At 63.4% G+C, this 23,584-nt stretch carries 16 protein-coding genes; 9 read left to right on the top strand and 7 right to left on the bottom strand.

Annotation, left to right across the window (positions count from 1 at the left end; all coding sequences use genetic code 11):
- The first annotated feature begins 182 nt into the window (after positions 1-182).
- The gene (locus B0G83_RS06630) at positions 183-2,090 is read left to right on the top strand and encodes a propionate--CoA ligase (RefSeq protein WP_105506673.1); all 1,908 of its coding nucleotides are present in this window, start codon (positions 183-185) and stop codon (positions 2,088-2,090) included.
- A 74-nt stretch (positions 2,091-2,164) separates the two neighbouring features.
- Here B0G83_RS06630 and B0G83_RS06625 read toward each other — a convergent pair whose 3' ends face one another.
- Together B0G83_RS06625 and B0G83_RS06620 are read right to left on the bottom strand one after the other, a co-directional pair.
- Positions 2,165-2,944: a 5'-methylthioadenosine/adenosylhomocysteine nucleosidase gene (locus tag B0G83_RS06625; RefSeq protein WP_105506672.1), complete on the bottom strand. Its 780-nt coding sequence runs from the start codon at positions 2,942-2,944 to the stop codon at positions 2,165-2,167.
- Complete coding sequence (locus tag B0G83_RS06620) at positions 2,941-5,295, bottom strand: UvrD-helicase domain-containing protein (protein WP_105506671.1); 2,355 nt, start codon at positions 5,293-5,295, stop codon at positions 2,941-2,943. Before B0G83_RS06620 ends, B0G83_RS06625 begins: the two co-directional genes overlap by 4 nt.
- Positions 5,296-6,143: 848 nt before the next feature.
- Between B0G83_RS06620 and B0G83_RS06605 the strand changes: the two genes are divergently transcribed.
- Complete coding sequence (locus B0G83_RS06605) at positions 6,144-6,371, top strand: sulfurtransferase TusA family protein (RefSeq protein WP_105507183.1); 228 nt, start codon at positions 6,144-6,146, stop codon at positions 6,369-6,371.
- 145 nt (positions 6,372-6,516) lie between these two features.
- On the opposite strand, the gene galU is transcribed toward B0G83_RS06605, so the two are convergent.
- The 5 genes from galU to B0G83_RS06575 all read right to left on the bottom strand — a co-directional run bounded on the left by galU (position 6,517) and on the right by B0G83_RS06575 (position 14,061).
- On the bottom strand, positions 6,517-7,398 hold the full coding sequence (gene galU, locus B0G83_RS06600) for a UTP--glucose-1-phosphate uridylyltransferase GalU (protein ID WP_105506668.1): 882 nt from the start codon (positions 7,396-7,398) through the stop codon (positions 6,517-6,519).
- An 84-nt stretch (positions 7,399-7,482) separates the two neighbouring features.
- Positions 7,483-10,377 carry a valine--tRNA ligase gene (locus B0G83_RS06595; RefSeq protein WP_105506667.1) on the bottom strand — a complete coding sequence of 965 codons (2,895 nt, stop codon included), beginning with the start codon at positions 10,375-10,377 and terminating at the stop codon, positions 7,483-7,485.
- Between the two features lie 762 nt (positions 10,378-11,139).
- Positions 11,140-12,171 carry a Gfo/Idh/MocA family oxidoreductase gene (locus B0G83_RS06585; protein ID WP_105506665.1) on the bottom strand — a complete coding sequence of 344 codons (1,032 nt, stop codon included), beginning with the start codon at positions 12,169-12,171 and terminating at the stop codon, positions 11,140-11,142.
- The gene (gene iolG, locus B0G83_RS06580; RefSeq protein WP_105506664.1) at positions 12,171-13,187 is read right to left on the bottom strand and encodes an inositol 2-dehydrogenase; all 1,017 of its coding nucleotides are present in this window, start codon (positions 13,185-13,187) and stop codon (positions 12,171-12,173) included. Before iolG ends, B0G83_RS06585 begins: the two co-directional genes overlap by 1 nt.
- A complete protein-coding gene (locus tag B0G83_RS06575) occupies positions 13,180-14,061 on the bottom strand; it encodes a MurR/RpiR family transcriptional regulator (RefSeq protein ID WP_105506663.1) in 882 nt (293 codons plus the stop codon). Before B0G83_RS06575 ends, iolG begins: the two co-directional genes overlap by 8 nt.
- A 276-nt stretch (positions 14,062-14,337) precedes the next feature.
- On the opposite strand from B0G83_RS06575, the gene B0G83_RS06570 reads away from it, so the two are divergent.
- The 7 genes from B0G83_RS06570 (at position 14,338) to iolB (ending at position 23,538) form a co-directional block, all read left to right on the top strand.
- Positions 14,338-15,384: a sugar ABC transporter substrate-binding protein gene (locus B0G83_RS06570; protein WP_105506662.1), complete on the top strand. Its 1,047-nt coding sequence runs from the start codon at positions 14,338-14,340 to the stop codon at positions 15,382-15,384.
- A 283-nt stretch (positions 15,385-15,667) separates the two neighbouring features.
- On the top strand, positions 15,668-16,852 hold the full coding sequence (locus B0G83_RS06565; RefSeq protein ID WP_105506661.1) for an ABC transporter permease: 1,185 nt from the start codon (positions 15,668-15,670) through the stop codon (positions 16,850-16,852).
- Between the two features lie 44 nt (positions 16,853-16,896).
- Positions 16,897-17,703 carry an ATP-binding cassette domain-containing protein gene (locus tag B0G83_RS06560; protein ID WP_105506660.1) on the top strand — a complete coding sequence of 269 codons (807 nt, stop codon included), beginning with the start codon at positions 16,897-16,899 and terminating at the stop codon, positions 17,701-17,703.
- Positions 17,704-17,776: 73 nt separating this feature from the next.
- A complete protein-coding gene (gene iolC / locus B0G83_RS06555) occupies positions 17,777-19,831 on the top strand; it encodes a 5-dehydro-2-deoxygluconokinase (RefSeq protein WP_105506659.1) in 2,055 nt (684 codons plus the stop codon).
- A complete protein-coding gene (gene iolD, locus B0G83_RS06550) occupies positions 19,828-21,801 on the top strand; it encodes a 3D-(3,5/4)-trihydroxycyclohexane-1,2-dione acylhydrolase (decyclizing) (protein ID WP_105507182.1) in 1,974 nt (657 codons plus the stop codon). Before iolC ends, iolD begins: the two co-directional genes overlap by 4 nt.
- 10 nt (positions 21,802-21,811) lie before the next feature.
- Entirely contained in the window at positions 21,812-22,741 is a 930-nt protein-coding gene (gene iolE, locus B0G83_RS06545) for a myo-inosose-2 dehydratase (protein ID WP_105506658.1), read from the top strand.
- Positions 22,738-23,538 (top strand): 5-deoxy-glucuronate isomerase, encoded by an 801-nt coding sequence (iolB, locus tag B0G83_RS06540; RefSeq protein ID WP_105506657.1) that lies wholly within the window; start codon positions 22,738-22,740, stop codon positions 23,536-23,538. The genes iolE and iolB overlap by 4 nt, the downstream gene beginning before the upstream one ends.
- The last annotated feature ends 46 nt before the right edge of the window (positions 23,539-23,584 follow it).

The raw sequence follows: 23,584 nt of genomic DNA, 5'->3' as shown, positions 1-23,584 counted from the left end.
AAGGCGCTGCGGCGCCTTTTTTTGTGGGTCGGTCGCTCATGGACAACCCGCGTTGTCCGCAACGTCGCGCCTGTTCTATCCTTGTGCGGGACTCCGCCCTGCTCCCGCGCCGGTTAAACCGGCCGCCCGCTCCGATCTCCCGTTCACTCAGGTTCACTCACGCAGCAGAAGGATTGCCGTCGATGACCAGCTACCGCGACTTCCACCGCCGTTCGATCGAGAACCCCGAAGCCTTCTGGCGCGACGAAGCGCAACGGATTCATTGGGAGACGCCGTTCGACACGGTGCTCGACCGGTCGAATCCGCCGTTCGCGCGCTGGTTCAGCGGCGGGCGCACGAACCTGTGCCATAACGCGGTGGATCGTCATCTGGCCTCGCGCGCGCAGCAGAATGCGCTGGTCTACGTGTCGACGGAAACCGGTATCGAGCGGCGCTACACGTATGCCGAGCTGCACGCAGAAATCAACCGGATGGCGGCGGTGATGCGCTCGCTCGGCGTGAAGCGCAGCGACGTGGTGCTGCTCTATCTGCCGATGATCCCCGAGGCGCTGTTCGCGATGCTCGCCTGCGCGCGGCTCGGCGCGATTCATTCGGTGGTGTTCGGCGGCTTCGCGGCGCCGAACCTCGCGGCCCGTATAGACGACGCGAAACCGGTGCTGATCGTCACCGCCGACGCCGGCGCGCGCGGCGGCAAAGTGATCGACTACACACCGCTGATGGACGAAGCGCTCGCGCGCGCCACCCACAAGACGCCGCACGTCTTGCTGATCGACCGGCAACTCGCGCCGGAGCGGCTGAACGCCAGCTACCTGGTCAGCTACGAACCGCTGCGCGAGCAGTTCTATGACGCCCATGTGCCGTGCGAATGGCTCGAATCGAACGAGCCTTCCTATGTGCTGTACACGTCGGGCACGACCGGCAAGCCGAAGGGCGTGCAGCGCGACGTCGGCGGTTACGCTGTGGCGCTGGCGGCGTCGATGGAACACATCTTCCAGGGCAAGCCCGGCGACACGATGTTTACCGCGTCGGACGTGGGCTGGGTGGTCGGCCATAGCTACATTATTTACGCACCGCTGATCGCGGGTCTGACGACCGTGATGTACGAAGGCACACCGATCCGTCCTGACGGCGGCATCTGGTGGCGCCTCGTCGAGCAACACAAGATCAACCTGATGTTCACCGCGCCGACCGCGTTGCGCGTGCTGAAAAAGCAGGATCCGGCGCTGCTGAAGCAGGCGGATCTGTCGAGCCTGCGCACGCTGTTTCTGGCCGGCGAACCGCTCGACGAACCGACCGCGAGCTGGATTACCCATGCGCTCGGCAAACCGGTGATCGACAACTACTGGCAGACCGAAACCGGCTGGCCGATGCTGGCGATTCCGCGCGGCGTCGAAGCGCTGCCCACCAGGCTCGGTTCGCCGGGCGTGCCGTCGGCGGGTTTCAATCTGAGCTTGCGCGACGAGTCGACCGGCGAGCCCTGCCCGCCCGGAGAAAAAGGCGTGTTGACGCTGGCTTATCCGTTGCCGCCGGGCTGCATGTCGACGGTTTGGGGCGATGACAAGCGCTTTGTCAGCACGTACTGGTCGAGCATTCCGAACCAGCAGCTTTATTCGACTTTCGACTGGGGCATTCAGGACGAAGACGGTTACGTGACGATCCTCGGCCGTACCGACGACGTGATCAACGTCGCGGGCCATCGGCTCGGCACGCGCGAGATCGAAGAAGCGCTGTCGAGCCATGCGGCCGTTGCGGAAGTGGCGGTAGTCGGTGTGACGGATGCGCTCAAGGGACAAGCCGCGATGGCCTTCGTCGTGCTGCGCGACGCCGGCGCTTACGCCGACGCGAAAAAACGCACGAAGCTGGAAGCCGATCTCGCGGCGACGGTCGACCGTCAACTCGGTGCGATTGCGCGCCCGGCGCGCGTGGTGGTGGTGTCGATGCTGCCGAAGACGCGCTCCGGCAAGCTGCTGCGCCGCGCGATCGCGGCGCTCGCGGAGGGGCGTGAGCCCGGCGATTTGCCGACCATTGAAGATCCGGCGGCGTTGCAGCAGGTACGCGAGGCGTTGGACGACGGCGCTGGGAACGTTTAGCGTGCGGGGTGAAAAAACGCCGGCGTGGTCAGTTCATGTCGCCGGCGTTTTCGTCAGTCACTGTACGACGCAACTCAGCGTACCGAACTCCGCGCTTCTAAAAACCGCGTCAGGATCGCGTTCGAATACGTGCCCGCGATCTCCGTCAGAAACGATACGAACGACTCCGGCGCGTGATCGTCGGCCGTATCCGAGATCGTGCGCACCACGGCGCACGGTACGCCGTATTCGTAGCAAACCTGCGCGATTGCCGCGCCTTCCATCTCCACGGCAAGCGCGTCCGGCAACGCGTCGCGCAGCGCTTTCACGCCCGCCGCGCTGGCCACGAACTGATCGCCGCTGATAATCAGGCCGCGATGCACGCGCGGCGCCCGGGTTCCAAACCGCGCCGCCGCCGCCGCGCCCTCTTCGGCGACGAAGCGTTCGCAAGCCGCCGCGAGCTGATCGGCCAGCGCCGCATTTGCCGCGAAACGCGAGACGCCCAGCAACGGCACTTCGAAGCGCGGAAACAGCGGCGACGCGTCGAGGTCATGCTGCAGCAGCGCATTGGCCACGACGATATCGCCGACTCGCACCTGTGCGCCCACGCCACCGGCGACGCCGGTGAACACGACCGCTTCGACGTCGAACGCGTGAATCAGCGCGCTGACCGTGGCCGACGCCGCCGCCTTGCCGACCCGCGCCAGCGTCACGACACAAGGTGCGCCATGGAATGTGCCGAGATGATAGTCGCGCTGACCGTGCGTGATCGTGCGCACGCCGGACTCGGCGCGCATCGCGTCGATCAGATCACCGAGTTCCTGCGGCAGCGCCGCCAGAATACCGAGCGGACGATGTGACGGCGCGGCGCTCATTCGACCGCCTGCAATTTGGCGACCGCGAGCGCCAGCCACTTCTCGCCGTGCCGCTTGAATTTGACCTGCGCCTTGGCGTCGACGCCGCCGCCTTCGAGCGCGGTGATCGTGCCTTCGCCGAACTTGGTGTGGAACACCTGCTGCCCCACGCGGAAGCCGGTCTCCGCCGCCCGCTGTTCATTCGCGAAAGCCGGCAACGGCGCCGGTGTCGACGACGCGGGCCCTGTATAACCCGGCCGTGCGAACCAGTCGCGCCCATACCCCGCGTTGTCCGAACGGCCGCCGCCCCAACGCGCACCCGCCTCGATCTTCGGCGTGAGCCACTTGAGGGTTTCCTGCGGCAGTTCGTCGAAGAAGCGCGAGCGGATGTTGTAGCGGGTCTGGCCGTGCAGCATGCGGCTTTGCGCGAACGACAGATACAACCGCTCCTTCGCACGCGTGATCGCCACATACATGAGACGCCGCTCTTCCTCCAGACCGTCCGATTCCATGGCGCTGTTTTCGTGCGGGAACAGGCCCTCTTCCAGACCGGTGATGAATACCGCGGTGAACTCCAGCCCCTTGGCCGCGTGCACCGTCATCAGTTGCACGGCTTCCTGGCCGGCTTGCGCCTGGTTGTCGCCCGCTTCGAGCGAGGCGTGCGACAGGAAGCCGGCGAGCGGCGTCATCGTGTCCGGGTTTTGCGCCGGATCGGCGATGCCGGGGGCGTCGAGCACGACGGTATTCGGGTCGTCGGTGGCGACCGCGAGCTCAGGCGCGGCGCTCGCGCCCGGACGCAGCGGTATGGAACGCGCGGGCGTGTCCATGCCGTAGCCTTCTTCGCTGACGAATGCCGCCGCCGCGTTGACCAGTTCCTGCAAGTTCTCCAGCCGGTCCTGGCCTTCGCGTTCGTTCTGATAGAACTCGGACAGCCCGCTCGTGCGCACCACGTATTCGACGGTTTCCGGCAGGCTCATTTGCTGCGTTTCCGCGCGCATCTTGCCGACCAGGTTCGCAAACCCGGAGAGACTCGACCCCGCTTTGCCGGCTACGTACGGAATCGCCGCGGCCATCGAGCAGTTGTACAGACGCGCCGCGTCCGCGAGTTGTTCGATCGAGCGCGCGCCGATACCGCGTGTAGGAAAATTGACGACGCGCACGAACGCGGTGTCGTCGTTCGGATTGTCGATCAGGCGCAGATAGGCGAGCGCGTGCTTGACTTCCTGGCGCTCGAAAAAGCGCAAGCCGCCATACACGCGATACGCGATGCCCGCGTTGACCAGCGTGTGTTCGATCGTGCGCGACTGCGCATTGCTGCGATACAGAATGGCGATTTCGCTGCGCGACGTACCGGTGCTGATGAGTGCCTTGATTTCCTCGACGATCCAGCCGGCTTCCTGCGAATCGGTGGCGGATTCGTACACGCGCACCGGTTCGCCGTGACCTGCGTCGGTGCGCAGGTTTTTGCCGAGACGCCGCGAGTTATTGGCGATCAGCTGATTGGCCGCGTCGAGAATATGGCCATGCGAGCGGTAGTTTTGCTCCAGCTTGATCAGATGGCGGACGTTGAACTCATGCTCGAAGTCGCGCATGTTGCCGACGTTCGCGCCACGGAACGCATAGATCGACTGGTCGTCGTCGCCCACCGCGAAGATTGAGTTGGTCTGGCCGGCCAGCATCTTGAGCCATGCGTACTGCAGCTTATTGGTGTCCTGGAACTCGTCGACGAGGATATGGCGAAAGCGCGCCTGATAGTGAGCGCGCAGCGGCGGATTGTGCGCGAGCAGTTCGAAGCAGCGCAGCAGCAGTTCCGGGAAATCGACCACGCCTTCGCGCTGGCACTGCTGGTCGTAGGCTTCGTAAAGCTCGACGAATTTGAGGTTGAAGTTGTCGGTCGCGTCGACGTCTTTCGGGCGCAGGCCTTGTTCTTTCGCGTTGTTGATGAAGTACTGAAGGTTTTTGGCCGGGTACTTTTCATCGTCGATGTTGAGGCCCTTCATCAGACGCTTGATCGCGGACAGTTGGTCCGCGGTATCGAGGATCTGGAACGTGGCGGGCAGGCCTGCGTCGCGATGGTGCGCGCGGAGCATGCGATTGCAGAGGCCGTGGAAGGTACCGATCCACATGCCGCGCGTGTCGATGGGCAGCAGCCCCTGGAGGCGCGACATCATTTCGCGCGCGGCCTTGTTGGTGAAGGTGACCGCGAGAACCGTGGCGGGCGACGCCAGCCCGTGCTGGATCAGCCACGCGATGCGGGTGATGAGCACGCGGGTTTTGCCGCTGCCCGCGCCGGCGAGGATGAGCGCCGGCTCGTTGGGGAGCGTGACGGCGGCGTGTTGTTCGGGGTTCAGGTTGGCGAGCAGATCGGGCATTTTTCTCGGGAGGGCGGCAGGTCGGGGGACATTATATGCCCCGGCGGGGGGTTGGTTTTTTTGGGTTGGCTGACTGGGGGTTGGCTGCGCGGTGCTTGGGTTTTGTTTGTCTGCTGGGTTGGCCTTTCCTTGATTTCTTGGTGGTCTATTGGCGTTGCCCCTGTGCGGGGCGGCACTCACTTTCTTTGCCGCCGCAAAGAAAGTAAGCAAAGAAAGCGGGCTCACACCGCCAGCTCATAAGTGGGTCCCCCGCACAGTCTCGGTAGTGGTGCATCTGGAATCCGGGCTCTCGCGCATTCCACGTTCGTGGCACAGCAGTCATTCTTCCGGCGGCGCTGCGCGCGCCCCCCTGGTCGTTCAAGCATGGCTCCTGCCAAGTGGATCCCTGGCGGTTGGCCAACGAAGCGTTTGCGAGCTTTTGGGGCATGTCGGCGTCTCGCCGAGGCGAAGCCGATGGTTCCCGCCGCGCGCGGAAAAACCGCTGGTTTGGGATGGACCGGACCGGCGAGCGCGTAGCGCGAGGCGGGATGAATGACACCTTTGTCACAAGTGCGGAATGTGCGAGGGCACGGATTCCAGATGAGCCACCACCGTGGCTGTGCGGGGGACCCGCTTATGGGCTGGCGGTTTGAGCCCGCTTTCTTTGCTTACTTTCTTTGCGGCGGCAAAGAAAGTGAGTGCCGCCCCGCACAGGGGCAACGCTAATAGACCACTAAGAAAACAAGGAAAGGCCAACAGACCACTACCAAATCAAGGAAAGACCAAAACAGCAGCCACACTGTAGAATTTGAACCTCAAGCGTCGCCCCACCGCGACGCCCCCGCCCCAGAAGGTCATCGTCGATGCAAATTCAGATTCACAAGGAAGTCGATGCACGCGGCCTGTTGTGCCCGCTGCCCATCTTGCGCGCCAAAAAAGCGCTCGCCGACATGGAAAGCGGCCAGATCCTCAAAGTGCTCGCCACCGACCCCGGCTCGCAGCGCGATTTCGCCGCCTTCGCCAAACAAACCGGCAACGAAATCGTCGAAACCTCAACGCAAGACAAAGTCTTCACGTTCCTGATGAAACGCCGCTAAACCGGCGCGCGTCACGCACCAAACGCCCAACAGACAAAAAGGCGCCGTGCCCGCAATTGCGGGCACGGCGCCTTTTTTACGTCAGTCTGATGCTATCGAGAGGCTAAAACAGACCTGCTGACAGGCCAATGCGTCTAACGCTCGTTCAGCCTTCCAGCACCGGCGAACGGGTACGCAAATATTCTTCGAAATCAGCAGCCACTTCCGGGTGACGCAACGCAAACTCCACCGTCGCCTTCAGATAACCCAGCTTGCTGCCGCAGTCGAACCGCGTGCCGTGATACTTGTACGCCAGCACCTGTTCGTCGGCCAGCAACGACTGGATCGCGTCCGTCAGTTGCAACTCGCCGCCGGCGCCCGGTTTCAGCGCGCGCAAATGTTCGAAGATGCGCGGCTTCAACACATACCGGCCCACCACGCCGAGATTCGACGGCGCCACGCTCGGCTCCGGCTTCTCGATGATGCCCGACATCTTGATGATCGAGTCTTCCCACTCCTTGCCGTCGACAATCCCGTACGACTTGGTTTCCTGCGGCGGGATCTCTTCGACGCCAATCACCGAGCTGTGATAGTGGTCGAACACCTCGATCATCTGCGTCATGACCGGCGGCGTGCCGTACAGCAAGTCGTCGGCGAGAATCACGGCGAACGGGTTGTCGCCCACCAGCTTTTCCGCGCACAGCACCGCGTGGCCGAGGCCCAGCGCTTCCGGCTGACGCACGTAGAAGCAGTCCACATGGCTCGGCTTGATGCTGCGCACCAACTCCAGCAGCTTATCCTTGCCGCGCGCTTCCAGTTCCGCTTCGATTTCGTACGATTTATCGAAATGGTCCTCGATCGCGCGCTTGCTACGTCCCGTGACGAAAATCATCTCGGTGATGCCGGCCGCCATGGCTTCTTCGACCGCATATTGAATCAGCGGCTTGTCGACGATCGGCAGCATTTCCTTCGGGCTCGCCTTCGTGGCGGGGAGGAACCGCGTGCCAAGACCTGCTACTGGAAATACCGCTTTTGTAACTTTTAGCATGTGATTACCCTGAGTCCTCTGGTTTAGCTATCAGTCCGTGTCCGCCCGATCACCGTCGGATCACAGGCGGACATGGCGCCCCGATCAGGCAGGCAGACGCGCCAGCTGGGCTTGCAGCTTGCCCACCGTGGCTTCGAATTCAGCCCGCCGTTTCTGCTCCTGCTCAACGACTGCCGGCGGCGCCTTTGCAACAAAACTTTCGTTCTGCAATTTGCCGTTGCACTTGATGATTTCCGCGCTCAACCGCGCAATTTCTTTCGACAAACGCTCGCGCTCCACGGCAACGTCGATTTCGACCTTCAGCACGAGCTTGTCATTCCCTACGATAGCAATTGGCGCGCCATCTGCCTGGGCGTCCAGCGTTGCCTCGTCGGCGATAATCTGCACTTCCGACAAGCGGGCCAGCGCCTGGGCGTACGGAGCGAAGGTACGCAGCCGCTCCGCGTTGCCGGTGGCGAGCAACGGCACCTTGACCGCCGGCGACAGATTCATTTCACCGCGCAGATTCCGGCACGCGTCGATCACCGCTTTCAGATCGGCGGCCCATTGTTCCGCGTCTTCGTCGATCTTCGAAGGCTCGGCAACAGGGTAAGGTTGCACCATGATGGACGCTTCGCCCTCGGCATGGCCCGCGGGGTAACGTCCGGCCAACGGCGCCACTTTCTGCCACAACGCTTCGGTAATGAAAGGAATCACCGGATGCGCGAGGCGCAGCACCGTCTCGAGCACGCGCAACAGCGTGCGGCGCGTGGCGCGCTGCTGGTTCGGCTGACCCGTCTGGATCTGAACCTTGGCGAGTTCGAGATACCAATCACAGTATTCGTCCCATACGAACTTGTATAGGGCGTTGGCCACATTGTCAAAACGATAGTCGGCGAAACCCTTGGCGATTTCCGCTTCCACGCGCTGTAGGCGCGAGACGATCCAGTAGTCGGCCTGCGAGAAATGCAGATGGCCGTCCGGGCCGCACTCGCCGCACTGGGCCGGCTGCTCGAAGCCGCAATCGTGGCCTTCGCAGTTCATCAGCACGAAACGGGTGGCATTCCACAGCTTGTTGCAGAAGTTGCGATAGCCTTCGCAGCGCGCCAGGTCGAAGTTGACGTTGCGGCCGAGCGTGGCCATGGAGGCCATCGTGAAACGCAGCGCGTCGGTGCCGAACGCCGGAATGCCGTCCGGGAATTCCTTGCGGGTTTTCTTTTCGATCGATGCGGCCTGCTTTGGATTCATCAGGCCGGTGGTGCGCTTGGCGACCAGCGTGTCGAGGTCGATACCGTCGACGATGTCGATCGGGTCGAGCGTATTGCCCTTGCTCTTCGACATCTTCTGGCCTTCGGCGTCGCGCACCAGACCGTGCACGTAGACCGTGTCGAACGGCACCTTGCCGGTGAAGTGCGTGGTCATCATGACCATGCGCGCGACCCAGAAGAAGATGATGTCGAAACCGGTGACCAGCACCGACGACGGCATGAAATGCTTCAGCTCCGGCGTTTCGTTCGGCCAGCCGAGCGACGAGAACGGCACCAGCGCCGACGAGAACCACGTGTCGAGCACGTCTTCGTCGCGCTTCAACGCCCCCGTGTAGCCGGCTGCCGTGGCTTTGGCGCGGGCGTCTTCTTCGGTCTTCGCGACGAAGATCTCGCCGTTTTCGCCGTACCACGCCGGGATCTGATGGCCCCACCAGAGTTGGCGCGAGATGCACCAGTCCTGGATGTTTTCGAGCCACTGGTAGTACGTGGTCGACCAGTTTTCCGGCACGAACTTGATCTCGCCACTGCGGACCACGTCCAGCGCGGTGTCGGCGATCGATTTGCCCGGATTGAAGGTGCCTTCCGGCGCCGGCTTGCTCATGGCGACGAACCACTGGTCCGTCAGCATCGGCTCGATGATGACATTCGTGCGGTCGCCGCGCGGCACCATCAGCTTGTGCGGCTTGACCGATTCGAGCACGCCGAGCGCTTCGAGGTCCGCCACCACTTGCTTGCGGGCGTCGAAACGGTCGAGGCCGCGGTATTTTTCCGGTGCGTTGTCGTTGATCTTCGCGTCGAGCGTGAGGATTTCGATCATCGGCAGGTTGTGACGCTGGCCGACCGCGTAGTCGTTCTGGTCGTGCGCGGGCGTGACCTTGACGACGCCGGTACCGAACTCGCGGTCGACGTAGTCGTCGGCGATGATGGGTACTGCGCGGCCCGACAGCGGCAGCGTGACCGTCTTGCCGATCAGGTGCGCGTAGCGTTCGTCTTCCGGATGGACCATCACGGCGGTGTCGCCGAGCATGGTTTCCGGGCGGGTGGTCGCGACCGTCAGATGGCCCGAGCCATCGGTGAGCGGGTACTGGATGTGCCAGAGGAAGCCGTTTTCTTCTTCGCTGGCCACTTCGAGGTCGGACACGGCCGTCATCAGCACCGGGTCCCAGTTGACGAGGCGTTTGCCGCGATAGATCAGGCCTTGTTCATACAGGCGGACGAACACGTCGCGCACGGCGGTCGACATTTTGTCGTCCATCGTGAAATATTCGCGCGACCAGTCGATCGAGGCGCCGAGGCGACGGACCTGGTTCGTGATGGTCGAGCCGGACTCCTGTTTCCATTCCCAGACGCGTTCGACGAATTTTTCGCGGCCGAGGTCATGGCGCGACACGCCTTGCGCGTCGAGTTGACGTTCGACGACGATCTGCGTGGCGATCCCCGCGTGGTCGGTGCCCGGCACCCACAGGGTGTTTTCGCCGAGCATGCGGTGATAGCGGGTGAGGCCGTCCATGATCGTCTGGTTGAAGGCGTGGCCCATGTGCAGGGTGCCCGTGACGTTCGGCGGCGGCAGCTGGATCGAGAAGTCTTTCTTATTCCCGTCGAATGAGGGCGCGGCGTAGGCGCGTTTTTCCCATTCAGGGCCCCAGTGGGCTTCGATGGTGTGGGGTTCGAAGCTTTTGGAGAGGGTGTCGCTCGGGGTCTCGCTGGGGGTCTCGCTGCGGGTCTCGCTCATGGGGCTTTCAACTGATGGATGCGTGGAATCCTTGATTATAAGCGGGGCTTAAGGTGGTGGGACTTTTGGGGGAGGGTTTTGGCCTGCTCGGCGGGTTTGGGGTTGGTTTGCTGTTTTGGCCTTTCCTTGCTTTCTTAGTGGTCTATTAGCGTTGCCCCTGTGCGGGGCGGCACTCACTTTCTTTGCCGCCGCAAAGAAAGTAAGCAAAGAAAGCGGGCTCAAACCGCCAGCCCATAAGCGGGTCCCCCGCGCAGTCTCGGTAGTGGTGCATCTGGAATCCGGGCTCTCGCACATTCCACGTTGGTGGCACAGCAGTCATTCATCCGGCGGCGCTGCGCGCGCCCCCGTGGTCGTTCAAGCATGGCCCCTGCCAAGTGGATCCCTGGCGGTTGGCCAACGAAGCGTTTGCGAGCTTTTGGGGCATGTCGGCGTCTCGCCGAGGCGAAGCCGATGGTTCCCGCCGCGCGCGGAAAAACCACTGGTTTGGGATGGACCGGACCGGCGAGCGCGTAGCGCGAGGCGGGATGAATGACACCTTTGTCACGAGTGCGGAATGTGCGAGAGCACGGATTCCAGATGCACCACTACCGTGGCTGTGCGGGGGACCCACTTATAAGCTGGCGGGGTGAGCCCGCTTTCTTTGCTTACTTTCTTTGCGGCGGCAAAGAAAGTGAGTGCCGCCCCGCACAGGGGCAACGCCAATAGACCACCACCAAATCAAGGAAAGGCCAAAACAGCAAGCCAACCCAACCCAAGCGCCGCTCAGGCCAAACCAACAGCCTGCCCACTCAAAAGCGACTCCCTCAACGCGCTACCAATCCGCGTAGCCTCAACCGCATCAGCAAGCGTAGCGCCGCACCCCACCCCACCCCGCACAGCGGCAACAAACTCCCTGGCCTCAACCAGAAACGCCTCCTCAAACCGATCAAAAAACGTCGGCGTGCACTCATTCCGAATCCCGGTCCGATCATAAATCTCGACCCGATTCACCGACGGATTCCGCCCAATCGCCAACGCCCCAGCCGTCCCAATCACTTCACTATGACTATCGTTCCCATGCGCCTGCGTCCGCGACGCATAAAACACCGCGAGCTTGCCACCCTCGAACTCACAAATCGCAACCCCGTTATCGACGTCGCCAAACTCCCGCAGCCCTTCATGCAACGCCACCGCCCCTGCGGCAAACACCCGCGTGGCACGCGGCTTCCCTAACAGCCAACGCGCGACATCGATATCGTGCACCGTGCAATCAAGAAAAATCCCGCCCGACGTCGCCGCAAAGCGCACGAAAAACCCATCGGTATCGTTCTGATCCGTCGTCTGCGATCGCACCAAAAAAGGCCGCCCGATCGCGCCCGCCTCGATCCTGTCGAACGCATCCCGATAGCTCGGATCGAAGCGCCGCATAAACCCAATGGTCGCCTGCAAATGCGGATACCGCGCCGCCTCGGCCAGCACCCGCTCGCACTCCGCCAGATCCAGCGACAACGGCTTCTCGCAAAACACATGCTTGCCGGCCCGCAACGCCTCGATAATCTGTTGCGCGTGCAACGACGACGGCGTCACCAGCCACACCGCATCCACGTCGCGATCCGCCAGCAACTCGGCATATTCGCTATAAAGCCGCGGCTCGGGCAACGCCTCGCGCGCCCACGCGCGCTCTTCTTCCACCGGACTACAGGCGGCCACCAGCGCAGCCCCCGGCACCCGGTACGCGAGATTCTCCGCATGACGCTTGCCCAGCCGCCCCAACCCCACCACGCCCAGCCGAAGCCGCCCCGTGTCCGCGCTCATCACAAGGCCTCGCCGAGTTTGACCGCACGGCCCTCGCGCCACGAACGCGTGGCGGCATCGGCCAGTTCAAGCGCTTTCAAACCATCGGCAACGGTCGTGCGCACCGGTTTGCCACGCGTCACCGCATCGAAGAAATGCGCGATTTCAAGCGCATAGGCCGCACGGTAACGTTCGAGGAAAAACGCTTCCGGCACGTCGCTCGATACTTCGGTTTTCGAATACGCCGTGACTTCCGTCGGCCGCACATTGCCCGCCTGCAGCATGCCGGTGCTGCCCAGCACTTCGAAACGCTGGTCGTAACCATACGCGGCACGACGCGCGGTGTTGATCTGGCACAAACGGCCGCGCTTCGTGCGGATCGTCACCGCCGTCGAATCGATGTCGCCCGCCTCGGCAATCGCCGGATCGGTCAGGCAACTGCCGGTGGCGTGCAACGTATCGGCTTCGTCGTCGAGAATCCAGCGGAAGATGTCGAAGTCGTGAATCAGCATGTCCTTGAAGATGCCGCCCGAGTGCCGGATGTAGTCGACCGGCGGCGCACCGGGATCGCGGCTCGTCACCACCAGCATCTCCGGCGTGCCGATTTCGCCCGCGTCGATACGCGCCTTCAACGCGGAAAACGTCGGGTCGAAGCGCCGCTGAAAACCGATCATGCACACCACGCCCGCTTGCGCCACCGCGTCGGCGCAAGCGCGCGCGCGTTCCAGCGTGAGGTCGACCGGCTTCTCGCAAAACACGTGCTTCTTTTGCGCGGCGGATTTCAGAATCAGATCCGCATGCGTGTCCGTGCTCGAACAGATCACGGTCGCGCCGATCGACGCATCGCCCATCGCGCCGTCGATATCCGCCACCTGCGCACCATGCTCGGCGGCGAGCGCCGCGGCGGCTTCGCGATTCACGTCGACCACGTACTTGAGCCGCACGCCCGGCTGCCGCGCGAGATTGGCCGCATGAATCTTGCCGATACGTCCCGCGCCGAATACCGCTACATCGATCGTCTTTGCCACATCAGTCATCGTATCCTCCGGTGTCTTTGGATTCTTCAACGTTCAATTCGAGCTTGTACGCGAGCGCGATAAACAACGCCTGGCACAAACAGATCGTGCTGGTGAGCGAGCGGAACGCGAACGCGCTGCCCTCTTTCACATACAGTTGGGTCGTCGCGTAACGGGACAGCGGCGACAGTTGACTATCCGTAATCACCAAGGTTTTCGCCTGATGGTGATGCGCGACGCGCAAGCAATACTGCGTTTCCTTGCCGTACGGCGCGAAGCTGATCGCGATCACCACGTCGCCCTTCTTCACGCTGCGAATCTGTTCGCGGTACATGCCGCCGAAACCGGACACGAGATGCACGCGCTTGGGCGTGTGCTGCAACGCGTAGACGATGTAGCTCGCCACCGGAAACGAACGCCGCACGCCGATCACGTAAATGTTGTCGGCCTGCTGCAGCATCTTCACGGCGGCGTCGAACTGCGCGTCGTCGAGGCCGGCTTCGAGTTCTTCGAGCCCGCCACGCGACGCCGCGATAAATTCGCGCGCCACCGAGCCGCCCGACAACGCGCCCGGCTTCTCGTCGATCAGCTTGCGAATGCGCTGCTGATAACTCGGCGACGAACTGCCCTGCCCCGTATAAGCCTGACGGAACACCGCCTGCAAATCCGAGAAGCCGGAAAACCCGAAGCGCTGCGCAAACCGCACCACCGCCGACGGATGCACGCCGCAACTCGCGGCGATGTCGCTGGTGCGATCCACCATCACGCTGGAGCGATGCTGTTCGATATAAGTCGCGACATTCTTCAACTGACGCGGCAACGCCTCGTAGTTCTCCGCGATGCGCTGCATCAATTCATCGACGCTGGGCAATTCTTCCGTGCTCTCTTCCGCCATGGCTCTCTCTCGGGTGCTTTATTGCAGTGCGGTATCGGCCGCTAAGGCCCGCCACACGGCGTCCTGACGCTGCCGATTATAGGCAGCGGCCCCGTCAAATGGAACGTATTTTCTATTTTTATTTGTCATGAAATTTTCATTGCAACGCTCGGGAAGATGGCCTAATCTTGGTCGTGAGCGATGGCGTCGAGCTGAACCGCGCGACCCGATTTGCGACCGGAAAGCCGCCCGCCAGACGCTCCCTTCAATAACGACAGACCGAGAAAGGTGGAGACAATGAGACTTTGCAAGGGCAAGGGTGCGCTCAGGATTCTGGTGACGGCATTGACGTTGGCGACGGGATTCGGCGCGGCCTCGGCCGCCCGCGCGGCGGACGCCCATTTCGTGCTGATCAGCCACGCGCCGGATTCGGATTCATGGTGGAACACCATCAAGAACGCGATCAAACAGGCCGACGAGGACTTCAACGTCGAAACCGATTACCGCAACCCGCCGAACGGCGACATCGCCGACATGGCGCGGCTGGTCGAACAGGCCGCGGCGCGCAACTACGACGGTGTGATCGTCTCGATCGCCGACTTCGACGTGCTGAAGAGTTCGATCGCCAAGGTCACGCAGAAACACATTCCGCTCGTCACGATCAACTCCGGCACCGAAGAGCAAAGCGCCCAGCTCGGCGCGATCATGCATGTCGGCCAACCTGAATATGCGGCCGGCAAAGCGGCGGGCCAGAAAGCGAAGGCCGCCGGCATCAAGTCGTTCCTGTGCGTGAACCACTATGCGACGAATCCGGCTTCGTTCGAGCGCTGCCGTGGTTTCGCCGATGCGCTCGGCGTCGACTTCAAGACCTCCACGCTCGACGCGGGCCAGGACCCGACCGGCGTGCAGTCGAAGGTGAGCGCGTATCTGCGTAATCATCCGGACACGCAGGCGGTGCTCGCGCTGGGTCCGCTGTCGGCTGATCCGACCATCAAGGCGCTGCAACAGATGGGCCTTGCGGGCAAGGTCTGGTTCGCTACGTTCGACTTCGACAGCGACATTGCGAAGGCGATCCAGGACGGCACGATCCAGTTCGCGATCGATCAGCAACCGTACTTGCAGGGTTATATCCCGGTCGCCGTACTGGCGATCGTGAAGAAGGAGCACACCACCGACCCGGCGAAGATCCGCCAGATCCTGCAGGCCAATCCGAAGTTCAAGGAACGGCTCGCCACTTACGGACTCGCGCCTTCTTATGGGCCGCGCAATATCGGCTCGGGCCCGGGCTTCATCACCAAGGCCAACGTCGACAAGGTGCTGAAGTACGCGGGTCAATACCGCTAAGCCGCCACAGGCCGCTCATCGCCTGAACCTGCCGCGAGCATCGCGACCACGACGATCGCCACGCTCGCGGCCAACGACAAACAAGCGGGGACCGGCCGGATCGCTTCGGCCCGGCCGGCACTCGCCCGCCCGTTGTATTTGACGTGCAGCCTCGTCGCGCTGCACCGGCATGCCGCACTGACAGACGCGACCTGCCGCCCTGTTCGCCGCATTTACTTTGCTTCAAACGCCGCCCGGGTTGCCGACGACCAGTCGCCCGCCGGCGTATCAAGGAGAGCTTCAAATGGGTGTCGCCAACATTTTTCATCCCCATCCCCGCAAGCAGCCGCCGACCGATCCGCAAGATCCGACGGGACAGGCCAGCACCACGACGGCCGCCAGCGCCGACGAACGGGTGCGCCGGGAGTCGTGGTTCAAGCATTTGCTGAATCGCCCGGAATTCGCGGCGCTCGCCGGCACTGCGATGGTGTTTATCGTGTTCGGCGTGGCGGCCGGCAACTCGGGCATGTTCAATCTCGACGGCGTGATGAACTGGTCGCAAGTCGCGGCCTATCTGGGTCTGATTGCGGTCGGCGCCTGCGTGCTGATGATTGCCGGTGAATTCGATCTGTCGATCGGTTCGATGATCGGCTTCGCCGGCATGATGGTCGCGCTGCCCACCATGTATTTCCACTGGCCGATCTGGCTCGCGATCATTTTCGCGTTCGCCGGCTCGATGCTGCTCGGCGCGCTCAACGGTTATCTGGTGATGCGCACGCGCTTGCCGTCGTTCATCGTCACGCTCGCCTTCCTGTTCATTTTGCGCGGCCTCACGCTGGCCTTATCCGTGATGTTCGCCGATCGCACCATCATTTCCGGTGTCGGCGACGTCGCGCGTCAGGACTGGCTGGCGCACACGCTGTTTCAGGGCGTCGCGTTCAAAGGTTTGTTCGTCTGGCTGGGTCATCTCGGTCTCGTCAAGATGCTCGACACCGGTGTGCCGCTCGTGCCCGGCATTCCCAAGGTGCTGCTGTGGTGGCTTGGTCTCGCCATCGTCTGCGCGTTCGTGCTGGCACGCACTCGCTTCGGCAACTGGATTTTCGCGGTGGGCGGCGACGCCAACGCGGCGAAGAACGTCGGCGTGCCGGTCCGGCGCGTGAAAATCTCGCTGTTCGTGCTGACCGCGTTCTGCTCGTGCCTGTATGCGGTGCTGCAAGTGTGCGACATCGGCTCGGCCGCGGCCGACCGCGGACTGCAGGCGGAATTCGAAGCCATCATCGCCGCCGTGATCGGCGGCACGCTGCTCACCGGCGGCTACGGTTCGGTGATCGGCGCCTGCTTCGGCGCGTTGATCTTCGGCGTCGTGCAGATCGGCATTACCTATACCAATGTCGACTCGGACTGGTTCCGCGTGTTCCTCGGCGTGATGCTGCTGTTCGCCGTGCTGTTCAATCACTACGTGCGTAGCCGCGTGGCGGCGTCCCGCTAAACCGCGCTAATTCTCGCCAATTTCGCTAAGGCACGGAGTTCACGATGAGCACCCTCGAACAGACTGACGACGACACCATCCTGTCGCTGGAAAACGTGAGCCGCTATTTCGGCAACATCATTGCGTTGAAGGACATCAACATCAAACTGCGGCGCGGCGAAGTGCATTGCCTGCTAGGCGACAACGGCGCGGGCAAATCGACGCTGATCAAGACGCTCGCCGGCGTGCATCAGCCGAGCGAAGGCACGTATCGCGTCGACGGCAAACCGGTGCGCTTCAACTCGCCGAAAGACGCGCTCGATCTCGGTATCGCGACCGTCTATCAAGATCTGGCGCTGGTGCCGCTGCTGTCGGTGGCGCGCAATTTCTTCATGGGACGCGAGCCGCAGAAAAAACTGCTGGGCTTCATCAACGTGATGGACCTCGAACACTGCGCCACCGCCGCGCGCGACAAGCTCGCGGAGATGGGCATCAACGTGCGCGACCCGCATCAACCGATCGGCACGATGTCCGGCGGCGAAAAACAATGTCTGGCGATCGCGCGAGCCATTCATTTCGGCGCGCGCGTGCTGATTCTCGACGAACCGACCGCCGCGCTCGGCGTCAAGCAGAGCTTCAATGTGCTGAAGCTGATTCACAAGGCGCGCGCCAAAGGTATTTCGGTGATCTTCATCACGCACAACGTTCATCACGCGTATCCGATCGGCGATTCGTTCACGCTCCTCAATCGCGGCAAATCGCTCGGCACGTTCACGAAAGACACCATCAGCAAGGATGAAGTGCTCGACATGATGGCCGGCGGCGCCGAGATGCAGAAGATGATGGGCGAACTCGAAGGCGCGACGATCTGATTGGATCTGATCTATTCGCGTGGGCTGCGGTGCGAAGACGCCGAATCCCACGCTCAGCTATTCAGGATTATTCATGGCTCACTCCAGCACTCCCAGCGCTAACCCGTCCGGCCCGGTGTCGGCTTCGGGTTCGACCAGCGGCCGCTTCGCGCCGGGCCGCACGCGCGACATTGTCTGTCTCGGCCGGCTCGCCGTGGATCTGTACGCACAGCAGGTCGGCGCGCGGCTCGAAGACGTGTCGAGCTTCGCGAAGTATCTCGGCGGTTCGTCGGCGAATATCGCGTTCGGCTGCGCGCGGCTCGGCCTTGCGTCGGCGATGCTGGCGCGCGTCGGCAACGATCACATGGGCCGCTTTCTCACCGAGACGCTCACCCAGGAAGGGTGCGATGTCAGTCATGTGCGCATCGATCAGGAACGTCTGACCGCGCTCGTGTTGCTCGGCCTGAAAGACCGCGATACGTTCCCGCTGATCTTCTACCGCGAGAACTGCGCCGATATGGCAGTCGACGAGGCGGATTTCGACGAGGCGTTCATCGCGTCGTCGAAAGCGCTGCTGATCACCGGTACGCACTTCTCCACCGAACAGGTGAACCGCACGAGCCGCCGCGCGCTGGATTACGCGCGCCGTAACCAGGTGCGCACGGTGCTCGATATCGACTACCGTCCGGTGTTGTGGGGCCTCACGGGCAAAGCGGACGGCGAAACCCGCTTCGTCGCGAGCGAAGGCGTCACCGCGCATTTGCAGCGGATTCTGCCGCTATTCGACCTGGTGATCGGCACCGAGGAAGAATTCCGTATTGCCGGCGGCAAGACCGAACTGGTCGATGCACTCGCGATGGTGCGCGCCGTGACATCCGCCACGCTGGTGCTCAAGCGCGGGCCGCTCGGTTGCCAGATCATCGACGGCGCAGTGCCCGCCTCGCTCGACGAAATCCCGATTCAAGGCGGCGTGGAAGTCGACGTGCTGAACGTGCTCGGCGCGGGTGACGCGTTCGCGTCCGGTTTCCTCTCAGGATGGTTGCGCGATCAACCGCTCGAAGCCTGCGCGCGCGCCGCGAACGCGAGCGGCGCGCTGGTGGTGTCGCGGCACGGTTGCGCCCCGGCCATGCCGACGCCGGCCGAACTCGATTACTTCCTGCGCGAAGCGAAGGCCGACCCGCAACGCATGCGTCGCCCGGATCGCGACGCGACCTTGGCGCGTTTGCATCGCGTCTCGCCGGCCCGCAAACAATGGGACGAAGTGCTCGGCTTCGCGTTCGATCACCGCAACCAGTTCTTCGAGCTCGCGCAGCAAACCGGCGCCGACGAAGCGCGCATCGCGCAGCTGAAAGGTCTGTTCGTCGAAGCCGTCGCGCAGACTGAAAGCGCGTTGGGCTTGCAGGACCATATCGGCGTATTGATCGACGACCGTTACGGCCAGGACGCGCTGAACGCCGCCACCGGACGCGGCTGGTGGATCGGCCGTCCGGTCGAACTGCCCGGCTCCGTGCCGCTGGTCTTCGATCACGGCCGCTCGATCGGCACCTCGCTGATTCCGTGGCCGCACGACCATATCGCCAAGTGCCTGGTGCAATTCCATCCGGACGAGCCGATCGAACAACGTCTCGAACAGGAAGCGCAGTTGCGCGCGCTGTACGACGCGACCCAGGCAAGCGGCCATGAACTGCTGCTCGAGGTGATTCCGCCGAAGCACGCGTCGCTGCCGCAAGGTCCGGACATCGTGTATCGCGCGTTGAAGCGGCTGTACAACATCGGCATCTATCCGGAATGGTGGAAGCTCGAACCGATGGACGCCGCGCAATGGCAGGCCGTCGACGCGCTGATCGCCGAACGCGACCCGTATTGCCGTGGCGTGGTGCTGCTCGGTTTGTCGGCGGGCGTGGAGCAGTTGAACGAGGGCTTTCGCGCCGCCGCGCAATCAGCGACATGCCGCGGTTTCACCGTGGGCCGTACGATTTTTCACGAACCGAGCCATGCGTGGCTCGCCAATGAAATCGGCGACGACGAACTGATCACGCGCGTGCGGCGAACGTTCGAAACGCTGATCGCGTCATGGCGCGCGGCGCGTGGCGAAAACGCGGCGCGGCACGGTGCGTCGAGCCGCGTTCATCAGGAGCAGGCCGCATGAACCAGCGCGTAATGCATCACGACACGGCGTCCGCCAACGACGCCACCCAGGCGCGTCCCTCGGTATCCAGCACGATCCGCCTGACGACCGCTCAGGCGCTGGTGCGCTATCTTGCCGCGCAACGCGTCCTCACCGAAGACGGCAAAGACACCGAGACGCTATTCGGCGGCGTCTTCGCGATCTTCGGGCATGGCAATGTCGCGGGGATCGGCGAGGCGCTGTATCAGCATCGCGAGGAATTGCCGACGCTGCGCGCCCACAATGAACAGGCAATGGCGCACAGCGCGATTGCTTTCGCGAAAGCGCATTTCCGCCGCCGCATGATGGCCGTGACGACCTCGATCGGACCGGGTGCTACCAATCTGGTGACGGCGGCGGCACTGGCCCATGTGAACCGTTTGCCGGTGTTGCTGCTGCCCGGCGACATCTTCGTGTCGCGCGCGCCGGATCCGGTGTTGCAGCAGGTGGAAGACTTTCACGACGGCGGCGTTTCCGCCAACGACGCGCTCAAACCGGTGTCGCGCTATTTCGACCGGATCGTGCATCCGGCGCAGTTGCTAAATGCGTTGCCGCGCGCCGTGCGCGTGCTGACCGACGCAGCGTTGTGCGGTCCCGTCACGCTCGCGTTGCCGCAAGACGTGCAGGCTCAAGCGTGGGATTTCCCCGTGGAGTTTTTCGAGCCGCGCAGGGTCCGCTTTCATGCGCCGGCGCCGCGTGTCGATGAGATCGAAGCCGCCGTCGCGCATTTGCGTCGCGCCAAACGGCCGCTGATCGTTGCGGGCGGTGGCGTGCTCTACGGCCACGCCACCGACGCGCTGCATCGCTTCGCCACCACGCACGGCGTGCCGGTCGCGGAAACCCAGGCCGGCAAGGGCTCGCTGGCGTGGAACGATCCGTTGAACGCGGGGGCGCTGGGCGTGACGGGTTCGCCGGCGGCCAACGCGCTCGCGCACGATGCCGACTGCGTGCTCGCCATCGGCACGCGTCTACAGGACTTCACCACCGGCTCGAACACGTTGTTCACGCAGGCCGACGTGGTGGCGATCAACGCCAACGCATTCGACGGCATCAAACATCGCGCCCTCGTCGTGGAAGCCGACGCGCGTCTCGCACTCGACGCGCTCGCCGAACCGCTGGAAGGATGGCACGCGGAACGCCCCTGGACCGCACGCGCGCACAAACTCGCGGCAAGCTGGCGCGACACCGTGAGCACGCTCACGCATGCGCCGCAACGCGACAGCGTGCTGCCATACGAAGGCGATGTGATCGGTGCGATCCAGCGTTCGAGCCCGGGATCGGCGGCGAACGACATCGTCGTCTGCGCGGCGGGCACCCTGCCCGCCGAATTGCACAAGCTGTGGCGCGCCGGCAAACCGGGCGCGTATCACGTCGAATACGGCTATTCGTGCATGGGCTACGAGATTGCCGGCGGTCTCGGCGCGAAGCTCGCGCGGCCGGCGCGCGAAGTGATCGTGATGGTCGGCGACGGCAGCTATCTGATGATGAACAGCGAGATCGCGACCTCGGTGATGATTGGCGCGAAGCTGATCGTCGTGGTGCTCGACAATCGCGGCTACGGCTGCATCAACCGCTTGCAACAGGCGTGCGGCGGCGCACCGTTCAACAATCTGCTGGAGGACTGCATGCAGGGTCCGCTCGGCGCACCGCAAATCGATTTCGCCGCGCATGCGCGCTCTCTCGGCGCACAAGCCGAGCACGTCGCGAATATCGCCGCACTCGAAGCGGCGCTGCAACGCGCACGCGCCGCGGATCGCACTTACGTGATCAGTATCGACACCGACCCTGCCCGCACCACCGACGAAGGCGGCTGGTGGTGGGAAGTCGCCGTGCCCGAAGTGTCGGCGCGCCCCGCCGTGCGCGACGCGCGCGCGAAATACGACGCGCAGCTCGCGGCCCGCGCCGAATCGGCCGACGCCGGCGAGCACGCTGCCCAACCCGACAACGAATGAGGACGTCCGCATGACTGCTTTCGACGTACGTATCGGCATCAACCCGTTATCGTGGATGAACGACGATCTGCCTTCGCTCGGCGGCGAGACGCCACTCGACGTAGCGCTGACGGAAGGCCGCCAGATCGGCTATCAGGGCTTTGAACTGGGCAACAAATTTCCGCGCGAGCCGCAGGCGCTGAAGGCGCTGCTCGCGCAATACGATCTCGCGCTGGTGTCCGGCTGGTATTCCGGCCGCCTCGCGCGCGGCAGCGTGGAAGACGAAATCGCGGCGGTCGGCCCGCATCTGGAACTGCTCGCGCAAAACGGCGCGACGGCCATGGTCTATGGCGAGGTGGCCGATTCGATTCAGGGCGCGCCGCAGCCGTTGTATCAACGGCCGCGTTTTTTCAGCGACGCGCAATGGGCGGCGTACGCGGCGCGGGTCGATGAATTCGCCCGCTATACGTTGAGTCGTGGCGTGCGACTGGCTTATCACCATCACATGGGCGCCTATGTCGAAACGCCCGCCGACGTCGATCAGTTGATGGCGCGCACGAGCGACGCCGTCGGCCTGTTGTTCGACGCGGGGCACATCACGTTCGCGGGCGGCGATCCGCTGGCGGTGCTCGACAAACATATCGGCCGCGTGTGCCACGTGCATTGCAAGGACGTGCGCCCCGCCGTGATGAAGCTCGCACGCAATCGCAACTGGAGTTTTCTCGACGCGGTGATTGCCGGCGCTTTCACGGTGCCGGGCGACGGCGCGGTGAATTTCCCGGCCATCATCGAGCGCCTGAAGCGTCACGGCTATTGCGGCTGGCTCGTGGTCGAAGCGGAACAGGACCCGGTGGTCGCGCCGTCGTTCGAGTATGCGCAGAAGGGTTATCGCACGTTGCGCGCGTTGGTGGATGCGCCGCTCGACGGTGTGGGCAATGGCGTGGATCAGGAGGCAGCATGAGCTTATTGGTGAAGGCGCAGCGCGACGGCCAGACGATCGCGCGGGTCACGCCGGAGTCGGCGTGCTGGCGGTACGTGGGATTCGCCGCTTACCGGTTGGGCGCGAACGAAGTGGTGCATGTGCTCGAAGCGGCGCGCGAGGTGTGTATCGTCGTGCTGACCGGCGCGGTGGATATCGAAACCGAGCATGCCACGTGGACCGCTTTGGGTTCGCGCGACAACGTGTTCGAAGACGCCGCGCCGTATGCGGTGTATTTGCCGCCCGGTGTGCGCGCGACGGTGCGCGCCAATCGCGAGGCGGAGATCGGCGTGGCGAGCGCGCCGGCCAAGGGCGAGTTCCCGGCGCGGCTGATCGAACCGGCTTCCATGAAGCGCTCCACGCGCGGCAAGGGCCTGAATACGCGCTACGTGTGCGATATTCTTCCGCAGACCGAGCAGGCGGAGTCGTTACTGGTCGTCGAAGTCAGAACGCCGGGCGGCCACGCATCGAGCTATCCGCCGCATAAGCACGACACAGACAATGTCCCGCACGAGAGTTCGCTCGAAGAGACTTACTACCACCGCTTGAATCCGCCGCAAGGCTTCGCGTTCCAGCGCGTGTACACCGACATGCGCGACATCGACGAATCGATGGCCGTGGAAAATCACGACGTGGTGATGGTGCCGCGTGGCTATCATCCGGTGATCGTGCCGTATGGTTACGACTCGTACTATCTGAATGTGATGGCCGGCGGCCAACGGGTCTGGCATTTCCGCAACGACCCGGCGCATGAATGGATCATCCATAAAGACGCTTGAGCGGTCTGGCATCACGGCGCGTCCCGACGCGCCGTGATGTGACGTG

Origin of the sequence: Paraburkholderia sp. BL21I4N1, from assembly GCF_002973525.1 — a bacterium.
GTDB lineage: Bacteria > Pseudomonadota > Gammaproteobacteria > Burkholderiales > Burkholderiaceae > Paraburkholderia.
The sequence above is the reverse complement of the archived record's forward strand: the minus strand, read 5'-3'. Positions and strand labels throughout refer to the sequence as shown.

What these genes read in the sequence shown, in the direction of transcription:
- B0G83_RS06575 (WP_105506663.1), bottom strand. Translation starts at nt 14,061, where the DNA reads ATGGCGGAAGAGAGCACGGAAGAATTGCCCAGCGTCGATGAATTGATG.
- iolD (WP_105507182.1), top strand. Translation starts at nt 19,828, where the DNA reads ATGAACCAGCGCGTAATGCATCACGACACGGCGTCCGCCAACGACGCC.
- iolG (WP_105506664.1), bottom strand. Translation starts at nt 13,187, where the DNA reads ATGACTGATGTGGCAAAGACGATCGATGTAGCGGTATTCGGCGCGGGA.
- iolC (WP_105506659.1), top strand. Translation starts at nt 17,777, where the DNA reads ATGGCTCACTCCAGCACTCCCAGCGCTAACCCGTCCGGCCCGGTGTCG.
- B0G83_RS06595 (WP_105506667.1), bottom strand. Translation starts at nt 10,377, where the DNA reads ATGAGCGAGACCCGCAGCGAGACCCCCAGCGAGACCCCGAGCGACACC.
- galU (WP_105506668.1), bottom strand. Translation starts at nt 7,398, where the DNA reads ATGCTAAAAGTTACAAAAGCGGTATTTCCAGTAGCAGGTCTTGGCACG.
- B0G83_RS06560 (WP_105506660.1), top strand. Translation starts at nt 16,897, where the DNA reads ATGAGCACCCTCGAACAGACTGACGACGACACCATCCTGTCGCTGGAA.
- B0G83_RS06565 (WP_105506661.1), top strand. Translation starts at nt 15,668, where the DNA reads ATGGGTGTCGCCAACATTTTTCATCCCCATCCCCGCAAGCAGCCGCCG.
- B0G83_RS06620 (WP_105506671.1), bottom strand. Translation starts at nt 5,295, where the DNA reads ATGCCCGATCTGCTCGCCAACCTGAACCCCGAACAACACGCCGCCGTC.
- B0G83_RS06570 (WP_105506662.1), top strand. Translation starts at nt 14,338, where the DNA reads ATGAGACTTTGCAAGGGCAAGGGTGCGCTCAGGATTCTGGTGACGGCA.
- iolB (WP_105506657.1), top strand. Translation starts at nt 22,738, where the DNA reads ATGAGCTTATTGGTGAAGGCGCAGCGCGACGGCCAGACGATCGCGCGG.
- iolE (WP_105506658.1), top strand. Translation starts at nt 21,812, where the DNA reads ATGACTGCTTTCGACGTACGTATCGGCATCAACCCGTTATCGTGGATG.
- B0G83_RS06585 (WP_105506665.1), bottom strand. Translation starts at nt 12,171, where the DNA reads ATGAGCGCGGACACGGGGCGGCTTCGGCTGGGCGTGGTGGGGTTGGGG.
- B0G83_RS06630 (WP_105506673.1), top strand. Translation starts at nt 183, where the DNA reads ATGACCAGCTACCGCGACTTCCACCGCCGTTCGATCGAGAACCCCGAA.
- B0G83_RS06625 (WP_105506672.1), bottom strand. Translation starts at nt 2,944, where the DNA reads ATGAGCGCCGCGCCGTCACATCGTCCGCTCGGTATTCTGGCGGCGCTG.